Here is a 20,073-nt window from a genome sequence, read left to right as displayed (position 1 = left end):
AATTTTTGTGTAAATAGGAATGAGAGAAGTGGGAATGGAGCAGGTGATGAAGATGCCAGGCATTGCCAAGGAACAAGCTTATCATAGCATCCATAAGACAGGCAAAACTGAGCCGCCGCCTGTTTTCCCATGGCAGCAATGGGCTCTGTCTCATCTCGAGGCGGACAGCGCGGAGAATATCTTGCACTTAGGATGTGGACGAGGCGCGTTAACACGGAAAATCGCCTCGACCATTTCAGTGCATACCGAATTGGTCGGTGTTGACAATTCCTTCGAACTGCTACACCAAGCCGAAGCCTTAACGCGCAACCGCACAGAACGTCGCATTCAATGGCTTATGGGTAATTGGGATCATATTTTCTATCCTGATCAAAGTTTTGATCGTATCATCACCGATTTTGTCTTAACAACAACCACGCAATGGCCCGTGGTGCTATCTGAACTATCCCGCTTGACGCGCCCAGGCGGCCGTATTATTTTGCTCACCCACGGCCCTCGGGACACCTTCTTAGCACGTATCGCCCATCGTATTTGGTATTGGTCCGAAACCTACCGGCGATTTACGGGATTGCCCACGCGACCATGCTGTGTGTCCCATCCAACAATCGCCGAGATTGTCCAAGTTTTATCGCCGCAATTTGCCCTCCTCACATCGCAGCAATGGCTTGGAGGATTCGTCGAAGGTCTACTGTTGGAAAACGTCGGTCCTAGCAATCCTTTTCTCTTATAAAGAGTGCTTGCGAAAATTCTCTATCTTGTCTCCGCGGATCTTTGCTACAATAAGAGGAGATAACAAGGAGATGACGAAGATGCCAGTGCTATTCTTTGTTTTCCCGCCGTTTATCATCGCTATGAGTGTTTTGGCTGCAAGTGCAGCATTTTATCGACGGATGTCTGCTCCTCAAGATGAATCGTCTTATTGGGATTCGCACCCAAGGTCCATATTTCAGGACCAGACACCATCACTTCCTACCCAAACTCCCCTAGAAATCGCTCAAGAACGCTATGCCCGGGGTGAACTAGGGCACGAAGAATTTGATCAGATTATTGGCCGCTTGAATCAATCGCGACAGACCTGGCAAAAATGGTAACACCGGGTCTAGGCGTTCACTAATTCAGTCTAAGGGAGGTTTTTTGTTGCCGCACGATGGTCATCATTTCGATCCCGAACGATTAGCGCAAATGGAGGCTAGCCGCCAGCAAGTTTTTCCGCCTGAGGAAACGTTAGATCACTTTTTGACCCGGCCCGACCTAATTATGGCAGATATTGGGTGTGGACCGGGTTTTTATGCAATCCCTGCGGCCAAGCGATTGCCTCAAGGCCGTGTATTTGCGATCGACAGACAGCAAGATATGTTGGAATGGACTGCTAAGCGCGCGACAGAAGCCAAGCTAACAAATTTGTCCCCGATTCAAGCCATGGCCCACGATATTCCTATAGCCGACGCTTCAGTCGATGTGGTCCTTATGGCCAACGTGCTTCACGATCTCCCTGATTATCCTGCGATTCTCAATGAAGTCCTTCGCATTCTTAAACCCGGAGGTACCTACTTTTTAGTGGAATGGGACAAAGTGGATACCGCATTTGGGCCGCCTATTGATATTCGTTTTGCACCGAATGAACTTGAGCACTTGCTGCTGTCCCACCACTTCCGCGAGGTCCAGTTTATCCCGGCTCCCAGCCCATGGTACCAAATGTCCGCAAAGAAACCCGAAGAGTAACTCTTCGGGTTTCTTTGTAGTACCGTTCCTATGGTCTTCGCCTTACATTTGGCGCAGACTTTGTTCATCGTGCCGAAAATTACGGTCCAACAACAAAATCATACTAGCCACTAAAATCCGCGAAACACCAATCGGATCATAATCCAATGTCTTCCCCAATCGGGTTATGTGTTCATGAAACAACTGACTGTCAGACACCATTTCCACTAAAGACTGCAACGCGGTTTGCTGAGTCGTTCCCCAAAGTGCCGCTACTTCCATTTCTTCGCCTTCCACAATGTCATGTACATGTTCGGCATGCACCAACCCCAGGCGAGCTCCTAAGGCCAACCATTTAACCAAAATGCGCTTGTTACGCCGTAGTCTCTCAGCAAATACCACACGCACCGGCTCTGGGTATTCGGGACTGGGTTCTTGCGAATCGTCAGGCATGTAGTGAATCACCAGATCTGCAAACGCTTTCTGCGGTTCAATGTAGCGCATGACGTCAGGACGTCGCCGTTCAATTTCCGCCAAAACTTCCTGGGGAGTATAACCACGGGCCCCAGAATCACGGCGCACTTTCCAACGAACACGCAACTCATTGTCTGTGTCAAAATACATGCGCAGGTCCAAGGCTTCGCGGAGACGCTCCAGGTAGAGGGTATGCAAACCTTCCAAAATGATAATATCCTTCGGAACTATTTCTTCCATGGGGCCAAATCGTCCGGTCGCGTGATCATATGTCGGTTTGACAATGGGACGACCATGCCTCAAGGCCCAAACATGATCCACTAGAAGGCCAAGGTTATTCGCCTTCCATGGGTTCAACGCCGTAATGCCGATGGCATTACGCTCATCACGGTCCAATGAATGATAGTCATCTAGTGTCAAAACCGTTACGCGGTCTGGCCCTAGCAATTCTTGTAGAGCCGTGGCATAAGTTGACTTGCCTGCACCGCTGTCTCCCGCGATGCCAATCATTGTAATGCGGTGACGTTTTGGTACCATTTTAGTCCCTCCTATCTGTCCAGACAACCCGTCTATGCTCTCCTCCTAATTCGTCGCTATCAGACGCGATTGACAGAGCCGGTCAGTCGCAATTTACTCTTCACCATTTCCTTGATAGCATCCCGGCCTGGGCCCAAATATTTTCTGGGATCATAAAGGGTTTCGTTGCTTGCCAAAATTTGACGCACCTTTTTGGTGAAAACTTCTTGGTTGTCGGTATTAATGTTCATTTTTGCAATGCCAAGACTAATAGCCTTTTTCACATCCTCGTCAGGAATTCCTGAACCACCGTGGAGCACCAACGGAATTTGTGTCGCTTCCCGAATGGCCGCCAGTCGCTCGAAATCAAGTTGCGGCGTGCCGTGATAATGACCATGCGCGGATCCAATAGCGGCAGCTAATGCGTCGACATGGGTTTCCTCCACAAAACGCATAGCATCGTCGGGCCGGCATAATGTGGCGAGTCGTTCGTCCACAGTTAAGTCGTCATCCGTTCCGGTAATCCGTCCGAGCTCGGCCTCCACTTCAATTCCAAGGGGATGGCACAAATCGACCACTTTCTTGGTTAATGCAATATTGTCCTCCAAAGGCAGATGCGACGCATCAATCATTACAGAAGAAAATCCATAGCGAATCGCCTTGAGCACCCATTCCAAATTAGGTCCATGATCCAAATGCAACATAACAGGCACTGTCGCGCGCTCAGCCGCCGTACGGCAGATGGCCACCGCGTAGTCGATCCCCATGTATTTAAGGGCGCCTTCACTAGCTCCTAAAATAACGGGGGCTTTCTCCTCCTCCGCCGCTTCAATAATTGCCTGGACAAATTCCAGATTGTTGATATTGATTTGCGCTACGGCATATCCCTTATTTAGTCCGTCGTGCAGCCAGCTATTAAATGATCCAAATCCCACGCGTGACCCTCCTTTTTTGTCCCTGCTATGGCCATTTTTGCGAACCCACGGAATGGAATTTCGCAATCGGCTTCATGATTTCAGGTATTACAAATTTTCAGCAATTTCACCCTATAAAAGAGATGAGGGCCGATACCGATAAATGGTGTGGCTCATCGAGAGTTATTATAACTGTTTTGTGAACCACATCACAAGTTTTTTAGACGAATAATCAGATAATAAATGTGAAATGCTTTAACATTGCGGTGAGTAGCACAGAAATGATTAGTCCTCCGTTGGACCCCGAACTCAGACCACGGTTTTGACCTCAAAATTTTCTTCGCACCGTTGCCCCCGACCCAAAACCGCGCGCCTTGGGGGATTCCCGCCATGCATCATGATACGCCCGCGCTGGCTCTTATCTCCTGAACTCATCAAAAACCATAACCGCATTTGAACACCCCAGAGCACGCTCTGGACAGCGGAGCCATCTAGGAAACGCAACAACGCAAAGAACCCTAGCCCAGGCATCTGAAATCCGTATGCTGAACTCTTTTTATTCGAACCTGTCTTGTTGATGATGTCATAGGGATGGTAATTTAGCGACAATAGCTAAAGCGGTGACATCGTTCGGATCGAATCCTGCGTCGTTTGCAGATAGTAATATAATATACACAAAGAAATAACCTGGTGACATTTCAAGACACGGTTAAATAGCCCACGCCTACTTACAAGGCACGAGTTTGCCCTCCATCCACAAATAACGTGCTTCCCGTAATATATTGACTCGCAGGTGATAACAAAAAAGCTGCCGCCTGTGCAAATTCTCGCGGTTGGCCATATCTCCCCAGAGGAATTCGAGATGCGGCATTCTGGTAAATCGCACCAATATCCATTCCCGTCATACTGGCTCGATAGGCATCCAACTCCCGAACGCGTTCGGTATCAATACGCCCAGGGGCAATGACATTGACCCGTATTTGACGCTCTGCCATCTCTAAAGACAGGGACTTCGCCAATGCCGCGACAGCTGGACGCAACACATTAGATAGAATAAGCCCATCAATTGGAACTTTCAGAGACGAAGAGGTGTTGAATAAAATACTAGACCCGGGCGTGAATTTTTGTGATAGAACGCGAATCAAAAACACTGGGGACCTGACTAAGCTAAGAAACGCTGCTTGCCAATCTTCGTCGCTTACGTCGAAAAATTGCCCCGGCTTGGGCCCGCCGGTATTTAAAAAAATCCCATCGACAGTGCCCCAAGGAAGATGTTCCGCAAACTCTTCTAGACTCGTCATATCTTGCATGTCGAGGAAACGCCACTCCACGGCGGGATTCCCTATGTTCTCCGATTGATGGCGGGAAGCGATAATGACATTTGCGCCTTCAGTGGCCAAGACTTCAGCGACAGCCCTGCCCAGTCCACGAGAACCTCCTACCACCACGATGTTTTTGTTGGTCAGTTGCAAATCCATGACACCATACTCCCTACCTTTCTCCACATCGCCTGGTTAGATACCTAGGCGGTCGCTCAGCCCATCGTCGGCCTCAGCCAAACCATGGGGAATAGATGCAGGCCGAGTGGTCGTTGCAACCTGAATTAATATCTGGCAGCTATCCTCATTATTGGGTTCTTTTTGTCCGTTGCCGCGATTTCTGTGCCATTGGCTTTGCTTTTGGGAATGCACAATTAATTTTTTACGACAACATGCGAAGGTCCAATTCGTTACTCGCCTTAGCCCTTACCCGTTGCAGTGCGTTATCGATCGATTTGGCACTACGCCCAAGTTGAGCGGCAATTTGATGATAGGTGAACCCAGAAAGATAGAGAGCTAGCACATCGCGTTCCAGCGCGGTCAGCCTTCGATTTAAAAGTGCCGTCCATTTTTCGGTGGATTCCTGTTCCATCACCCAATTTTCAGGATTTATCGCCCCATGATCGACAAGGCGCCCAATAAAAGGCTGACCATCTTGTTCGTCTGAACTCGATTGATAGAGAGAAAACGCTGTATTCAAGGGTTGCTGTTTTTTACGTGTTGCACGAATCACCGCACTTACAATCCGTCGGCTAACGCATAAATCAGCGAAGGCTTGAAATGGAACCCCTTGTTCCGGACGAAAATGCCGAATGGCATAAAATAATCCCAATAACCCTTCCTGCTGCAGGTCCTCATGTTCCAAACCGACCACATAGTATGTCCGCGCTTTCGCCGTAACCAATGACTGATAGCGCAGGATAAGTTGGTCCAGCGCATAGGAATCCCCTTCCCGTTCTAAAGCCAGTAACGTATCGTCCGTCACCTCACGATTTACTGACGGGATTACCATGTCTAGCCATACCTCCCTTTTATTCATATCACTATAAAAAACCCATTGATGTTGATTCATTATACGGTAAGCATCTGCTAACGATCTATACTCTTTAGAAGGGAGACTTTATGTAAGACCTTACTATCGTTTGGCCAATGAAGTGCCCCGATGAAGAAATAGAAAGGTAGGCCTTATGGTGAAACACTATGACTACATAATTGTCGGAGGCGGCATGGCTTCAGCAGCGGCTGCGGCGGGCATTCGACGACGTGATAAGAGAGGCACAGTCGGAATTTTTTCTGCAGAACGCTATCCTATGTATAGCCGCCCACCTCTATCCAAAAGGCTTTGGACAGACGAACGGATTGAGAATATTTGGATGCGGCCTGACGCGCAAGCACTACACGCTGATGAACATCTCGCCACCGTTATTGAGACCGTGGATCGCGACAAACAAACCATTCACGATCAATACGGGCATACGTATCATTATGGCAAATTGCTTTTGGCTGTAGGCGGAACACCTAAGACCTTACCATTCCCCGATGTCCCTATTCTCTATTTTCATACGCTAGACGACTACTTTCAGCTTTATCGCCTCACACGCTCTGCTAATCGCTTTTTAGTCATTGGGGGCGGCTTTATCGGCACCGAAATCGCAGCCGCTTTATCTCTCCTCGACAAAACGGTCACGATGATATTCCCTGAATCGCACTTGGTCGACCGACTATTTCCCGAAGACCTTAAAAACTATATCGACACGCAATACCGCCAACATCATATTTCGCTTTGGAGTCAAAGCCATATTGCAAGCCTTACCCGAAATGCGCAGGGAATCCTGGTCACAGATACTAGCGGGCGTTCGTGCCTTGTGGATGCGGTTGTCGCAGGAGTCGGGTTTAGTCCCAACACCGCGTTGGCTGAAAAGGCAGGTCTCACTGTTCAGGACGGTATTGTTGTGAATGAATTTCTCCAAACATCGGACCCTAACATTTACGCTGCAGGGGACGTTTGCGAATTTCCTTATCCTTATCCCCACCAAAAGCGCCGCGTCGAACACGAGGATAACGCTCTATCTCAGGGTAAGGCCGCGGGGTTGAATATGGCTGGAGCTGAAAAACCCTATACGCACCTCCCCTTTTTCTACTCAGATATGTTCCATATGGGATATGAAGCCATTGGCCGTCTCGACTCAACGTTAGAAATCTTTGCCGACTGGGTTACGTTTGGCGAAGAAGGTGTTTTGTATTACCTGCACGACCACCGTGTCGTTGGCATACTCAATTGGAACGTCTGGAATCAAATACCCCAAGCGCGTGAGATCATCACATCCCAAGCGCTCTATGCAACACCCTCCCAATTACGGGGCATTCTTCGCAACACACCTTGATGTCGTGTCACCCATGTTGCTCGACGGATTAGCAAAAAACTCCTCAGTAATCTCGAGGAGTTTTTTGCTAACTTTCCATGATGTTAGCTGATCAGTTTTCCCGCCACCATAGCGAGCCGTTCACCCAAAAGCAAACCGACAGAGCGCTCATCGTCGGACAGTTCTGGTTTGTTGCCTAGTTCCGTGGGACCATAAGGACTCCCGCCTGTCTGGGTGCCATGGACCGCTGGGCTAAGGTATCCCGTCGGCACAATCACCATCCCGTGATGGTACGCAAAAGTTGACATCGTGAGAATTGTGCTTTCATGGCCTCCATGCATGGTTGCAGCTCCGGTGAAAAACCCTGCCGCTTTCCCCGCTAATTGCCCTTGAGCCCACAACGGGCCGGTTTGATCTAAAAAGTTTTTCAGCTGCGCCGCCATGTTCCCATAACGTGTTGGAGATCCAAAGGCAATTCCGTCTGCCCAAGTCAAATCCTCTAATACTGCAACCGGAACATCTTTTTGGGCCTCTAACGCTTGTTTAATGTTCTCGTTGGATTCAATGACTTCCAGAGGCAGAAGATCAGGAACGCGCCGCAAGCGCACCTCGGCCCCTGCTTGCCGCGCGCCTTCGGCCACGGCTTGCGCCAAGTGATACACAGACCCTGTCATTGAGTAATAAATCACGCTAATTTTCAAGTGGTCACAATCCTTTCGTATCGTGATGAGAGTTATTAAGACGCCTGAATAACGTCTACATACGTTAGACGAATTTGCCCGTAAAAAGATACCCTCTCATCTTGTGCTAAAAAGTTTCTTTTTAATCCTCAAGCTCGTGAAATGAAGAATATGCGAAGATTGTACTGTTGCCGCTGGATATTATAGAATGTATAGTAACGTAAAGTTTCAGGCACTGATGATGGAGGCCCCTTACATGACCGATTGGGAACTCATTCAACAATATCGCCAGGGCACTACCAATGCCCTGGGAGAGCTCTTTGACCGACACCAAGGGCAACTGTACCGGCTGGCCCAGCGGATGCTGGGCAATGCCGATGAGGCAGAGGATGCCGTATCAGAAATTTGGATGCGTGTCATGAAGCACATACCGCAATATCGACACGATGCACAATTTAGTACATGGCTCTACCGGCTGGCCATCAATTACCTTATTGACACGTCCCGAAAACGGGTTCGCGACTCCCTGCTTTACATCAACTCCGAGATGCGAATCCCTAGCTCCGAAGACCCCGACCTCCATTGTGAGAAGAGGTTTCAAAGCGCGCTGGTACATCATGCTTTGGGCCAACTTTCTCCGACACAACGGATGCTCATTATTATGCGCGATCTCGAAAACATGCCTCTAAAGGAAATGGCCTCGGCATTAGATATTCCCCTAAGCGCCGTCAAGTCGCGCCTACGCCGCGCCCGTCAGGCTTTTAAACGCATTGCTTCCCAAGATCAACGCATTCCCGGTCAAGAAGCCGTTGGCACCGCACGATTGACATACCAGGGATTCTTGCAATAAATCGCCCGACGAGAAGGCTGCCTTGGTACACGTTAGGCAACCTTCTCGTCGGGCAGTCGTCCTAATTGTCGCAATTACACACCGTTACAAACGCCGACGGGTCAGACTATATTCCAAGTCCTGTAACGTCTGCGTCGTTAAAGCCCTCACTTGAACCGTGTCGGAAGTCGGCCAGGATACCAATCCCATTGTCGTTAGTATCCGCATGGCTTGCTTTAAAACCTTAAGCGAAATACCTAATTCTTTCGCTTCTCGATCTAACACGATGGTGGCCCCAACCGGCAGACGTTTGGTGATAATGGCGTCCCGATACCGAGACGCCACAGTACTTGGGTTATCAACAAGGCTCATAGGAATTCGTCCTTTCGTTAGTTAAAAAGATATCCATCATCGATTATCAATCTTCCCATATGACATCATAATGAGTTCGAGTCCAAGCGCCGTGGGTTCCATTAAATATGCAATAGTCCGACGTTTGCGTCAAGCCCAGTAGATAACAAAGAAGCAGCCATGGTTTCCCGCCCACGACAAATGGATATAATTAACACAAGGCGAATCACCACGAATGGGGTTGAACAGTGTATGATGTTACCGGTCAAATGAACAGTGGGCCACGAGGAGGTTAGGATGATGTCTGAAATAGAACCCGGCAGCCGCGCGTTGACCGAAGCACCGCAAAAAGAGGCGACACCGAAGGGGCTGAGAATCTCATGGCCCCAATGGTATTGGCCATGGTGGGTATTACTATCTTTAGCTGTAGTCGCATTAATGGCGGCATCGTATTTTGCTGGAATGCTAACGACCGTCTCTCATGCGCATACCCTGCTCTCAAGTTTACACCAACAGCTACAACAAGTGGCTCAGGAAAAAGCTCAACTCCATAAACAAGCCGAGGCTTTAGGCGTATTGCATGAATGGCAAACGGGCCACTGGAACTCCCCTCTCATCTGGTCGGTCTTCGTTCCTCAATGGGCGTGGTATCTAAGTGGGATCGTCACAGGAAGTTTTCTCGTTACCGGATTGCGGTACAAGCGAAACCGTCGCCATGTTCCCTCCCATATGTCGATGCCCGAAGAGTCTCGTGATTCTGTTATTCCAAGCCGTCGCCCCGCCTCTCATCATCACTGGACCCATGAACTAGTAGGGTTAGTGCTGTGGGTGGGCATCATTGCTGCCCTAGGATTTTTTATTGTCCACGGTAGGGACACCCTAGGGGTCTCATTCCCCTCCTTGCATTTGTGATGCCCGGTAACGCTCGATATCCTGTCGGCGACTACGTAAAGAGGCTGCAAGAGCCGCCACCATCACTGCAACCCCCACCAGTTCCGCTACCATCACCATCCACAAAGACAGACGCCCCCCAATGGTCATAAACAATGCCCAATATCCGCCACCCAATACCACCAGAGTAATAAGGCCCGCCGCCCGAAACCACCATATGGTCTTTTTCGAATAAGGGGCTGCTTCTTTGAGCATGTCGATATACTGTTGCTGCCTATGATTCATGTATCGTCTCCTGCCTTTCCTACCGTTGCTTGCTTATTATATCCCATTGCTCACGGGAAGAGCCTAAGGGTCGATATCAGGCATTGGGCTACCCTTTTGGATAACCATGTCACCGCCCTGCGTTATCCAGCCGTCTCCAAAATTTAAGGGGGTAACGGCTCATATGTGCAAGTCCTGCGCCTCTTTCGCTTATAATATAGGTCAGTATGCTATCCATGATGGGGGGCTTTAGCCATCGACGAATCTTTACTCGCCATTATCGACATTGGTTCAAATTCTGTGCGTCTTATGGTTGTTCGGCGCTTTGGGCCAAACCTGGCCGCAATTATTGATGAGCAAAAAGCCACGCCACGGCTGGCTTTAGCTAAAGATGCAGATGGCTTCCTCACGCTGGATGGTTTTTCGCGCCTCGTGCAATCCTTACAGTATTTCCGGGACATTGCCCAATCCTATCACGCCGACCCCATCATCGTGCGAGCTACCGCCTCGTTGCGTAATCTGGCAAATCAACAACAAGTGATCCAAGAGATTCAACGTCAAACAGGCTTAGAAGTCGTCGTGCTATCGGGAGAAGATGAAGCCCAAATTGGTTTCCGAGCGGTTCAGTCTAGCATTTGCTTAACACAAGGCTGGACCGTGGATGTCGGAGGTGGAAGCACCGAAGTTGTAACGTTCAATGAGGGGAGACTGGTCCATCAAGAATCGTTTCCATTTGGCGCCGTGTCCCTCGCCTCTCGTTTTCCGGTGTATAAAGATCTCCAAGGCTGGATTCACCAGCAATTCGCATCTGCCAAATGGTTGCCCCGAATGCCCTTACAGGGCATCGCTTTAGGGGGAAGTGCCCGGGTTCTAGCCCGAGCACTCCAAGAAGAGATGGATTATCCTCTGAGGCAAGTGCATCACTTCTCGGTGCCGACGGTAGTGATTGAAACATGGTTAAATAACATTGCCACCATGACTCCCGATCAAAGAAGAAAAGTGGCGCATATCCCCAAAGACCGCGTTGATATTATTGTTCCAGGAATCGCTATTATTTTGGCCTTGCTCCAAATCACTCAAACGGATCAGTTAACCATCAGTGGATTTGGACTCCGCAATGGTCTACTCTTAGATTATTTGGGATCCGAGCCGGCGCCCGTTTTTTCATCAATCGCCTTGAATAGCGCCTTGACCGTAGCATTGCGCAATGAATGGCCCTTGCATTTGGCCATGCATCTTCAAGAACGGGTGGCCGAATTGGGACAGGCTGTGCAATCGATATTAGGATGGACTCCCCGCGCCGTGGAATTGGCCCGGACAGCGGCTTTGCTCCGCTATACGGGCCGTAATATTAACATGTATCATTGGGACCAACACACATTCTACTATGCCTTATCGGCTCCCCTTGTGGGCCTCAGTCATAAGGAGTGGGTAGAGGTCGCCTTAATTGCCTCATATCGTTCCGTGAAGCGTTTGCAAAAATATTGGAATCCCTACTCCAGCATTTTAAGCCGACCCGAATTGGTCACCGTGCGGCAACTTGGGGTTTTGGTCCGTTTAGCTGAACTGTTTTCTCCACCCTTAATGACCGGAGTAGAACGCCTTAATGTCCAACAATCCAATAAACAACTCACCATTACGGTGTCTGGTACGGGAATCTCTAATCCCTCAAAGGATCTTGCTGACGTTGCCAAGGATGTAAAAAAAAGTTGGCAATTAAAATTGGTCGTTCCCGGATTAATTTCCTAAAGTTAAGATCCTGTAATAAAGTGTCCGGAGCGATTTAGGGTTTGAATAAAGAAAGGCTTCTCTGATAGGGTTGGAGTGAAGAGACAACAACCACATTCAGGGCGGCACAGATGATGGCTAAGCGGGGACATCAACTACTGGGGGTGGGTGGCATCGACGCGGCGAAAGACGAGCATTATGTGCAATGGCTGGACACAAACGAGCGGCCCGCGGGCAAACCCTTTCAGTTTGCCAACACTCGAGCGGAATGCAAGGCCGTGCGCATCGGCATGGTGTCGGCCGCCACGTAAAGATGGATCGGCTTCGGTTCTGTCTCAGGCGTGGGAAGTCGTGTCACTCCTCTTGGGCTTTCACTCAGTGAATGACCCTGTAATTAATTCCGGCTCCCACGTCTTCCATACCGCACGTCAAGCGGAACGAAGGATTGGCCGGACCTAGACCCTGAGAGACATGATAGGGTTTGCTCACGTGATAACGGCAAAGGAAGACCGCTTAAGAGGGAACCGAAGTGAAAGACCTTGAAATACGGCACGACGGTAAGAAAACAAGACAAAACATTGAGGTAGGAGTGACAGCACGTTGACAATGGATCACAATGCCTTTCGCGGCCACTTAATTGTCGCGGAAGGTACCGATGGGTCAGGAAAAAGCACAGCAATGAGCCTCCTAGATAGTTGGCTGACTGCTCAAGGCATCCCCGTTTACCGTACCGCTTGGAATAGTTCATCCTTTATCAAACCCATCATGCGCCATGTCAAAAAGAAAGAGTGGTTAAGTCCTGCAGCGTTCAGTCTCCTCCACGCGAGCGACTTTTATGACCGATATCATCGCCTCATCCTTCCCCGTCTTGAGGCCGGCTATGTGGTCCTAGCGGACCGCTGGGTCTATACGGCATGGGTCCGTGATACCGTTCGAGGGCTTGACTTGCCTTGGGTCCAATCCCTGTACCAAGGTGTTCGCGAGCCCGACTTGGCGATTTATTTTTCGGCCCCTCCTGATGTGGCCATTTCACGCATCAAACACGCCGCCCGCGAATTGAAATATTACGAGAGCGGCCAAGATATTAGCGGGTTGCATGATAGATGGGCCAGCTTTTTGTGGTTCCAAGAAAAAATGCGGCAAGCATATCTCGCCTTGGCGGACCAAGGTATTCTTCAATTGTTTGATGCCACCTTATCGATTACCGATCAACAGAAAGTGTTACGACAGTGGTTGCGGCCTATTCTCGAATCCTATTGGCAACAGTCTGATTTCTTTCAAGCCCCAGCCGATGACACCACGTCGTCTATCACCTCAATTAAAAAAGGAGATTTTTAAACATGGGTAGACCGGTACGCACTGTAGCACCTCAATGGCCATATGTTGACACATATTACCCGGGCTTATATGTTGGGGTGGATGGTTTAGACGGTTCGGGACGTACCACCTTGGCTAATGAACTCCATCGCCAATTGCAGTCCCATGGCTACCCCTCTGTGGTAACAGGACCTTTTCCCAGTAAAAAGTCACAGACTCAAAATACCCTGAATAAACATGATCGACGCGTTGGGGACACTAGCCGCCATTTGCTCTATGCCAGTTTTCTTGCCATCGTGATGCATGAAGTCATTTTGCCGCATCTGCGGGCGGGATATATCGTCATTTCTGACAGGTCTTGGATTAGTCTTTACGCCCGAGCTACCGCTCAAGGTCTCGATAAAAATTGGGTGACGACCAGCCTCGGGTTTGCTTTACAACCCGATCTGGTCATAGAACCTGCTGCTACCCCGTTAACCGCTGCGCGGCGAAAGCTCGCGGGGGCCGAAGCGTTAGACCCATTGGAATCTGTAGGAGGTCGAAGTCAACTCTCCGGATTTATCGCGTTTCAAGAACAGATCCAAACCCTCTTAGCCCCGTTGCGGCAACAACTGCCCTGGCATGTGGTCGAGGACATTAAAAATTTGGATCAGATGGCTCGCATCATCCACCGCATTGAAGCCGAAAGTGAGGGATTGCCATCTTAGAGCATACGGAAGCCCTGATGAAACGTTATGCAGTTGGCGTGCCGCACGCGATACACGTCGCCCAATTGTCGTTGACGCTATTTGACCATCTACAAACATGCCTAGACTTGCCGCCTACGGAACCATGGCGAGACTATCTTGAAACGGCAGCGCTTTTGCACGATATCGGGTATTTCATTGCCAAACCCAAGCACCATCGACATAGCCGGTGGATCCTAACCTATACGTATGAGACCCAATCGTGGCGGCCTATAAGCCGCCAGTGGGTGAGCGACCTCGCGTATTTTCACCGCAAACCCTTAACGAACAAAAAGGCCCAATACCTGGCAAGCATTCCAGGCCTTGGACCCCTTGTATCAATTCTCCGAATCGCCGACGGCCTTGACCGCGCCCACCAACAATTGGTGACCATTGAACAGGTCACGTGCTCTGATAAAAATGTCGTGATTACAGTCCGGCATTTAGAAGATGCTGATTACAGCCATCTCATGGAGAAAAAGGCTGACGGTTTCCGGCACGCTTTTCACCGTTCTCTAAAAATCAAGCGCTTAGATGCGAGCTCCTGACGAACGCCGCGCCACATTATCCTTTTCAGCTGCTAAACTGACTGCTTCGGCAATTTTGTCCACCACGTTGCGGTTGAACACGCTGGGAATAATATATTCGGGTCCCAGTTCTTCCGGTTTTACCACCGCGGCTAACGCTTCGGCCGCCGCAACCTTCATTCCCATGGTCACAGTTCGCGCCCGAGAATCTAAAACACCCCGAAACAGGCCAGGAAAACATAGCACATTATTAATCTGATTGGGGTAATCTGAGCGTCCCGTAGCGACCACCCGAGCATACGCTTGGGCCACCTCGGGTTGAATCTCTGGCGTGGGATTAGCCATCACAAATAAAATAGCATCGCGCGCCATTTCTTTAATATCATCCGGAGTCAGCAAATTTCCCGCCGACACCCCAATAAACACATCGGCACCCCGCAAGAGTTCCCGCAAGGTCCCCGTGCGTTTATGGGGATTGGTTTTGCGCGCATATTCTTGCCATTGAGGATGATTGGGATACGACTGGCCGGCAACAATTGCGCCTTCCTTGTCGTACCCTACAATATCCTTCACCCCCATATGTAACAGCAATTCCGTGGTCGCTGTACCCGCCGCGCCAATCCCCGCAATCACAACCCGCATCGACGTCAAAGGTTTATTAACAACCTTCGCAGCATTGATCAAACCCGCTAAAATAACCGTAGCCGTTCCGTGCTGGTCGTCATGAAAGACCGGAATGTCCAAGCGTTCCTGCAATCGCCGTTCAATTTCAAAACACCGCGGAGCAGAGATGTCTTCAAGGTTGATCCCCCCAAAGGCGGGAGCAATGCGCACAACTGTCTCCACAATGGCATCCGTATCGGTCGTGTCCAAGCAAATGGGCACGGCATCGACGTTCCCCAGCCACTTAAAGAGCACCGATTTTCCTTCCATGACGGGCAAAGCGGCTTTCGGGCCCAAATTACCCAGGCCCAAAATGGCCGAACCGTCTGTCACAATGGCCACCGTGTTGCGCTTCATTGTCAACTGAAACGCTTTACTGGGATCTTCGGCGATGGCTTCAACCACACGCGCCACACCGGGCGTATAGACATGTGACAAATCAGCGCGCGTCTTGATTTGCACACGTGGCTTGATCTCAATTTTTCCACCCAAATGCATTAAAAATGTACGGTCTGAGACATTCTCTACCGCGACACCCTCTAGCTGGGATAACTGTTCAGTGAGACCTTTTAGCTGTGCCGCTGTCGGCATCAACACAGTCAAATCACGGATCGTTTTTTGGTCTTCCGCTCGAACTAAGTCCCATGCGATGATGTCTCCACCTAAATCGTCGACAAGTTCGACCACGTGCCGAAATGGCAAACCATCTCGTTGCATGATTAAGCGAATGATATACTGCACACCATTTTGAACCACATTCCTATCCCCCTGCGCCTCAAGGCTTTCGTTGTTTACTCCGTCTATCATAGCACGTCGTAAAACGAGAAGATGCTCGAAAATCCGACGATCAGCTTGAATGCGCGCCGCATTTCTCCCAGAACCCGAAAAACCACAGTTTAAGCGCCATCCATTGGACGGTATAATCACCAAAGGAGATCTTCGCACAGCACGATTAGGGAGGAGATCCGGATTTCGGTTCAGCATAAAGACGAACATCATGATGAGTTTTGGTTAATCGCCCGCGCTAAAGATGGCCAAGAAGAAGCTATCGCCCAGCTCATGAGTCGCTACGCCTCATTAATAAAAGCTACAGCCAGTCGTTATTTCCTACCCGGAGCCGAGCCTGAGGACGTTATCCAAGAGGGGTGGATCGGCTTTTGGCGCGCTATCCAGCACTTCGACGATGAGCGTCATGGCTATTTTGCCGGATTTGCAAAGCTGTGTGTTAGTCGACAAATCGTGTCGGCAGTCGTAGGAGCCACGCGGGCCAAACATCAAATCCTTAATGGCGCATGGTCGTTAGACCAACCCCTGCACGACAACACGTGGTGGGATGTGTTGGCAGCCCATCCCCATCCATCACCTGAAGCCGACGTCATCGACCGTGAGGCATCCCAACAATTGGTGGATGAACTGGGTAAGAAGCTTTCGCCCCTCGAAAACGCTGTCTTTAATGCGAGACGGCAAGGCAAAAGTTATGAAGAGATCAGCCAATCCGTGCGGCGACCACGCAAAACTATCGACAATGCGCTGCAGCGCATCCGCCGCAAATTAAAAATAACCCGCAGCCATGTTTAGGCTTGCGGGTTATGCGCCTGGGCTTGTGGCCACGGCACGTCAGAACTCTGCTTTTTGGCCGGTTCGTCTAACGGCTCCGCGGGAACCACTTGTAGGACCAAATAACTAATATCGGCAAACAACAACATGAGCGTTGCGATATGCAAAAGATACGGTCCCGTCGCTACATGACTTAGCGCTAAGTTTGCTCCCGTCACAATTTGAGCTATAACCGCCCAAAACAGCCAAAACGCACCACGATAAAGATCTGGGCGCGACGTTTTATACTGTCGCAAATGCCACAGTAACCCAGCACTTAATATCGCCAAGCCTACCGCTGCTAACCGGTGAATAAAATCCAGTCCCACCAATCCAGAAAATCCTGGGAAAACTTTTCCATTACACAACGGCCATGACGGGCAGGCTTCTCCCGCTCCACGAAATGCCACATATGAACCCCAATAGATCGCCAAATAGGTATAAATCCACGTACCCCAAACCCATTTCTTTGTCGCTGACGATGTGTGGTGCCGAAAAGCAATACCCGCCTTGCGCCCTTTTATTTGGGCATCCAATTGAAAGAGAAATACCGTCAGCAACCCAACTCCCACCATGGCCAACAACCCGAAACCAAGATGTAAAGCCAGCACAGGTGGTGGATTCACAAACACCACTGCAAGCGCCCCGAGTGCCGATTGAACGACGATGAATCCAATTCCCACTAACGCAAAAACTTTAACCTCGATCCACTTTCCATACCGCACCAGCGCCCAGATCATAAAAATTGTCGCGATCAGAGCAAATCCCCCTACGAGTACGCGGTGGCCAAACTCGATCAGCACATGAATGTTACGTAGATTCGGGATGACTTGTCCATTACATAGTGGCCAATCTGGCCCACATCCCAATGCCGATCCGGTCTGCGTGTCCAAAAATCCGACCATGTTCACGATATACATCCCAATAGTCGCAATGACACCCAACCACTTTATCGACCGTGAAGGGGGGATGAATTGATATTGCTTCGCTGACATTTGTGCCAATCACTCCTTACGATAAGCCAGTAGACGCAGCACTTCACTTCCGCCAGTCTATCACAAAACGGCTCGAAAATTGGCGTCAAATCTTGTGCCACTTAGGACCTCTTGTTATCGCAGGGTATCTTTGCCATTTGTCTATCACTCTATGCAGCCATTCCCGGCAATTCTTAAATTATCCAATCTGCGGCCGGACTTGTTCGACCAGGTACGTGATGATCGACGGATTCTCCATGGCCCCTGGATTAAATGCTACTTGGGGCTCAGCGCCCAACAACAGCTTCTTAACAGGAATCTCCATTTTCTTGCCATTAAGCGTTTTAGGAATGGCAGGCACAAAGAAGATTCGGTCCGGCACATGGCGCGGAGACAACGCATCGCGCAAACGTCGCGTGATCTCACCAGCTAACGACTCGTTGGCTTGCTCGCCAGGGCGCACGACAACCATTAATATCAAGCCCTTCGCGATCCCCATGGCTGACAAGTCCACGACCAGGCTATCTAAGATCCTGTCATCATCCTCTACCACGCGATAAAACTCACTGGTGCCCATGCGGATACCGCCCCGATTTATCGTCGCGTCAGAACGACCGTAAATAACCACGCTACCATCGTCATGCACCAATATCCAATCACCATGGCGCCAAACACCTGCAAACATGTCAAAATAACTGGCACGGTAACGCGTTTTTGCGGCATCATCGCCCCAAAGGAACAAGGGCATGGACGGCAGCGGCTGGGTTATCACCAGTTCGCCAACCGCGTTATAAACCGCATGCCCCTCTTCATCAAACGCTTCGACTTGGGCCCCTAAATAGCGACACTGGATTTCCCCACTGCGCACTGGCAATGTCGGCACCCCACCCACCACCGCACTGCAGATGTCGGTTCCTCCACTGAGCGAGGTTAACCACAGGTCTGTCGAGACTTTTTGATAAACCCATTCAAACATCTCAGGCGTCAGAGGAGACCCGGTTGAACCAACGGCTCTCAGCATGGATAAGTCTAAGGACCGAACATCGACCTCTTGTTTTTGGCACAAACCAATATAGGCGGCGCTCGTACCTAAAAACGTTATGCGTTTCTCGGAAGCTATCTGCCATAATCTTCCAACCTGGGGATACGCCGGATTCCCATCATACAGAACAATGCTAGCCCCGACTAACAACCCGGAAACCACAATATTCCACATCATCCATCCTGTCGTGGTAAACCACATAAATCGATCTTCGGGTCCAAGGTCTAGATGAAAGGTCAATGCCGCCAAATGCGTGAGTAAGATCCCTCCATGGCCTTGCACGATGGGCTTTGGCAATCCTGTCGTCCCCGAAGAGTAAAGAATCCACAGCGGATGGCTGGCCTCAACGGCTTCAAAATCCAATGGTTCGGACGACTCCAGCAGATCATAATCCTCCAAACCATGGTCTAAGGATTGGTCGCGAAAAGTCTGCCGCACCATAATCGTATGGGTAACCGTAGGCAATCCCGTCTGCAAGGCGCGCACCACCGCACGCCGGTCATGGACCTTTCCGTTATAGCGATATCCATCCACGGCAAAAAGGATTTTCGGCTCAATTTGCTGAAAGCGATCTAAAACAGCTTGGGAACCAAAATCCGGCGAACAGCTCGACCAGATCGCTCCTAAACTCGCGCATGCCAGAAAAGCGGCCACCGTCTGGGGAATGTTCGGCAAGTAACCGGCAACGCGGTCGCCTACCCTCACATCCATAGCCTTTAGGGCACCGCGAATGCGGCTGACCTCAGTGCGCAATTGATCCCACGACCACGTCAGCTGGTCACCATTTTCCGCTTCATAGAAAATCGCTGGCTCTTCGCCTTGGCGCCTTAAACTATGTTCGGCGTAATTCAAGTAAGCACCGGGAAACCACTGGATATCGGGCATTTGCGTGCCCTTCAGAATTTTTGAAAAAGGGGTCTTGGATAACACGCCGAAATACTCCCAGACCGCTGCCCAAAACTCCTCCAAATGGTCGACGGACCATTGCCATAAATCTTGGTATTGAGAAAAGGTGAGATTTTTGTGCACCCTCAACCATTCTTCGAATTGCGTGACTTTTGCTTTTTCTATTTGGTTAGGTGAGGGGGTCCACAGGACTCGCCCCCGTTCTAATCCGTCCATTGTCCGCTCCCGTCCTTTCGTATTCCCTTCCATTATAACAAGGAATCGGAGAGCCACAGCACGTTAAAAGGGGTCAA

General features: G+C 50.0%; 22 protein-coding genes. 12 read left to right on the top strand and 10 right to left on the bottom strand.

The features are described 5' to 3' along the window. Positions 1-34 precede the first annotated feature (34 nt). From CO251_RS08315 to CO251_RS08305, 3 genes are all read left to right on the top strand, one after another. Positions 35-730: a class I SAM-dependent methyltransferase gene (locus tag CO251_RS08315; RefSeq protein WP_158246244.1), complete on the top strand. Its 696-nt coding sequence runs from the start codon at positions 35-37 to the stop codon at positions 728-730. A 70-nt stretch (positions 731-800) separates the two neighbouring features. Continuing rightward, positions 801-1,091 (top strand): SHOCT domain-containing protein, encoded by a 291-nt coding sequence (locus tag CO251_RS08310; protein WP_146039027.1) that lies wholly within the window; start codon positions 801-803, stop codon positions 1,089-1,091. A 46-nt stretch (positions 1,092-1,137) separates the two neighbouring features. Beyond that, on the top strand, positions 1,138-1,722 hold the full coding sequence (locus tag CO251_RS08305) for a class I SAM-dependent methyltransferase (RefSeq protein WP_103375316.1): 585 nt from the start codon (positions 1,138-1,140) through the stop codon (positions 1,720-1,722). A gap of 42 nt (positions 1,723-1,764) precedes the next feature. Here CO251_RS08305 and CO251_RS08300 read toward each other — a convergent pair whose 3' ends face one another. The 4 genes from CO251_RS08300 to CO251_RS08280 form a co-directional block, all read right to left on the bottom strand. Beyond that, the gene (locus tag CO251_RS08300; protein ID WP_103375315.1) at positions 1,765-2,712 is read right to left on the bottom strand and encodes a phosphoribulokinase; all 948 of its coding nucleotides are present in this window, start codon (positions 2,710-2,712) and stop codon (positions 1,765-1,767) included. 59 nt (positions 2,713-2,771) lie between these two features. Further along, positions 2,772-3,626 (bottom strand): class II fructose-1,6-bisphosphate aldolase, encoded by an 855-nt coding sequence (gene fba / locus CO251_RS08295; RefSeq protein WP_103375314.1) that lies wholly within the window; start codon positions 3,624-3,626, stop codon positions 2,772-2,774. A 707-nt stretch (positions 3,627-4,333) separates the two neighbouring features. Then, on the bottom strand, positions 4,334-5,083 hold the full coding sequence (locus tag CO251_RS08285; protein WP_103375312.1) for an SDR family oxidoreductase: 750 nt from the start codon (positions 5,081-5,083) through the stop codon (positions 4,334-4,336). A 223-nt stretch (positions 5,084-5,306) separates the two neighbouring features. Beyond that, positions 5,307-5,936, bottom strand: coding sequence for a sigma-70 family RNA polymerase sigma factor (locus CO251_RS08280; protein ID WP_158246243.1), 630 nt, complete (start codon positions 5,934-5,936; stop codon positions 5,307-5,309). A 175-nt stretch (positions 5,937-6,111) separates the two neighbouring features. Between CO251_RS08280 and CO251_RS08275 the strand changes: the two genes are divergently transcribed. Then, positions 6,112-7,308: an NAD(P)/FAD-dependent oxidoreductase gene (locus CO251_RS08275; RefSeq protein ID WP_103375310.1), complete on the top strand. Its 1,197-nt coding sequence runs from the start codon at positions 6,112-6,114 to the stop codon at positions 7,306-7,308. Positions 7,309-7,391: 83 nt separating this feature from the next. Here CO251_RS08275 and wrbA read toward each other — a convergent pair whose 3' ends face one another. Then, positions 7,392-7,988, bottom strand: coding sequence for an NAD(P)H:quinone oxidoreductase (wrbA, locus tag CO251_RS08270; protein ID WP_103375309.1), 597 nt, complete (start codon positions 7,986-7,988; stop codon positions 7,392-7,394). 235 nt (positions 7,989-8,223) lie between these two features. Between wrbA and CO251_RS08265 the strand changes: the two genes are divergently transcribed. Beyond that, entirely contained in the window at positions 8,224-8,817 is a 594-nt protein-coding gene (locus tag CO251_RS08265) for an RNA polymerase sigma factor (protein WP_158246241.1), read from the top strand. An 84-nt stretch (positions 8,818-8,901) separates the two neighbouring features. On the opposite strand, the gene CO251_RS08260 is transcribed toward CO251_RS08265, so the two are convergent. Further along, positions 8,902-9,168, bottom strand: a complete 267-nt coding sequence (locus tag CO251_RS08260) for a GntR family transcriptional regulator (protein ID WP_103375307.1) — start codon at positions 9,166-9,168, stop codon at positions 8,902-8,904. 276 nt (positions 9,169-9,444) lie between these two features. Between CO251_RS08260 and CO251_RS08255 the strand changes: the two genes are divergently transcribed. Then, positions 9,445-10,059 (top strand): hypothetical protein, encoded by a 615-nt coding sequence (locus tag CO251_RS08255; RefSeq protein ID WP_146039026.1) that lies wholly within the window; start codon positions 9,445-9,447, stop codon positions 10,057-10,059. Here CO251_RS08255 and CO251_RS08250 read toward each other — a convergent pair. Continuing rightward, a complete protein-coding gene (locus CO251_RS08250; RefSeq protein WP_103375305.1) occupies positions 10,036-10,323 on the bottom strand; it encodes a hypothetical protein in 288 nt (95 codons plus the stop codon). The genes CO251_RS08255 and CO251_RS08250 overlap by 24 nt on opposite strands. Before the next feature lie 288 nt (positions 10,324-10,611). Between CO251_RS08250 and CO251_RS08245 the strand changes: the two genes are divergently transcribed. The 5 genes from CO251_RS08245 to CO251_RS08225 all read left to right on the top strand — a co-directional run bounded on the left by CO251_RS08245 (position 10,612) and on the right by CO251_RS08225 (position 14,620). After that, on the top strand, positions 10,612-12,051 hold the full coding sequence (locus CO251_RS08245) for a Ppx/GppA phosphatase family protein (protein ID WP_242968497.1): 1,440 nt from the start codon (positions 10,612-10,614) through the stop codon (positions 12,049-12,051). Positions 12,052-12,161: 110 nt separating this feature from the next. Continuing rightward, a complete protein-coding gene (locus tag CO251_RS08240; protein WP_103375303.1) occupies positions 12,162-12,341 on the top strand; it encodes a hypothetical protein in 180 nt (59 codons plus the stop codon). Between the two features lie 295 nt (positions 12,342-12,636). Further along, a complete protein-coding gene (locus CO251_RS08235) occupies positions 12,637-13,368 on the top strand; it encodes a thymidylate kinase (RefSeq protein WP_103375302.1) in 732 nt (243 codons plus the stop codon). Between the two features lie 2 nt (positions 13,369-13,370). Then, entirely contained in the window at positions 13,371-14,054 is a 684-nt protein-coding gene (locus CO251_RS08230; RefSeq protein ID WP_103375301.1) for a hypothetical protein, read from the top strand. Between the two features lie 17 nt (positions 14,055-14,071). Beyond that, positions 14,072-14,620: an HD domain-containing protein gene (locus CO251_RS08225; RefSeq protein WP_103375300.1), complete on the top strand. Its 549-nt coding sequence runs from the start codon at positions 14,072-14,074 to the stop codon at positions 14,618-14,620. Here CO251_RS08225 and CO251_RS08220 read toward each other — a convergent pair. Continuing rightward, positions 14,603-16,018 carry an NAD-dependent malic enzyme gene (locus tag CO251_RS08220; RefSeq protein ID WP_242968474.1) on the bottom strand — a complete coding sequence of 472 codons (1,416 nt, stop codon included), beginning with the start codon at positions 16,016-16,018 and terminating at the stop codon, positions 14,603-14,605. The genes CO251_RS08225 and CO251_RS08220 overlap by 18 nt on opposite strands. Positions 16,019-16,171: 153 nt before the next feature. Here CO251_RS08220 and CO251_RS08215 point away from each other — a divergent pair, with 153 nt between their 5' ends. Then, positions 16,172-16,840 (top strand): sigma-70 family RNA polymerase sigma factor, encoded by a 669-nt coding sequence (locus CO251_RS08215; protein ID WP_146039024.1) that lies wholly within the window; start codon positions 16,172-16,174, stop codon positions 16,838-16,840. On the opposite strand, the gene CO251_RS08210 is transcribed toward CO251_RS08215, so the two are convergent. Beyond that, positions 16,837-17,853, bottom strand: a complete 1,017-nt coding sequence (locus CO251_RS08210; RefSeq protein ID WP_103375298.1) for a heme A synthase — start codon at positions 17,851-17,853, stop codon at positions 16,837-16,839. The two genes, CO251_RS08215 and CO251_RS08210, sit on opposite strands and share 4 nt — an antisense overlap. A 178-nt stretch (positions 17,854-18,031) precedes the next feature. Beyond that, positions 18,032-19,996, bottom strand: a complete 1,965-nt coding sequence (locus CO251_RS08205; protein ID WP_103375297.1) for an acetoacetate--CoA ligase — start codon at positions 19,994-19,996, stop codon at positions 18,032-18,034. Positions 19,997-20,073 lie beyond the last annotated feature (77 nt).

The sequence above is a fragment of the Sulfobacillus sp. hq2 genome, assembly GCF_002903155.1.
Taxonomy (GTDB): Bacteria; Bacillota; Sulfobacillia; order Sulfobacillales; family Sulfobacillaceae; genus Sulfobacillus; species Sulfobacillus thermotolerans.
The sequence above is the reverse complement of the archived record's forward strand: the minus strand, read 5'-3'. Positions and strand labels throughout refer to the sequence as shown.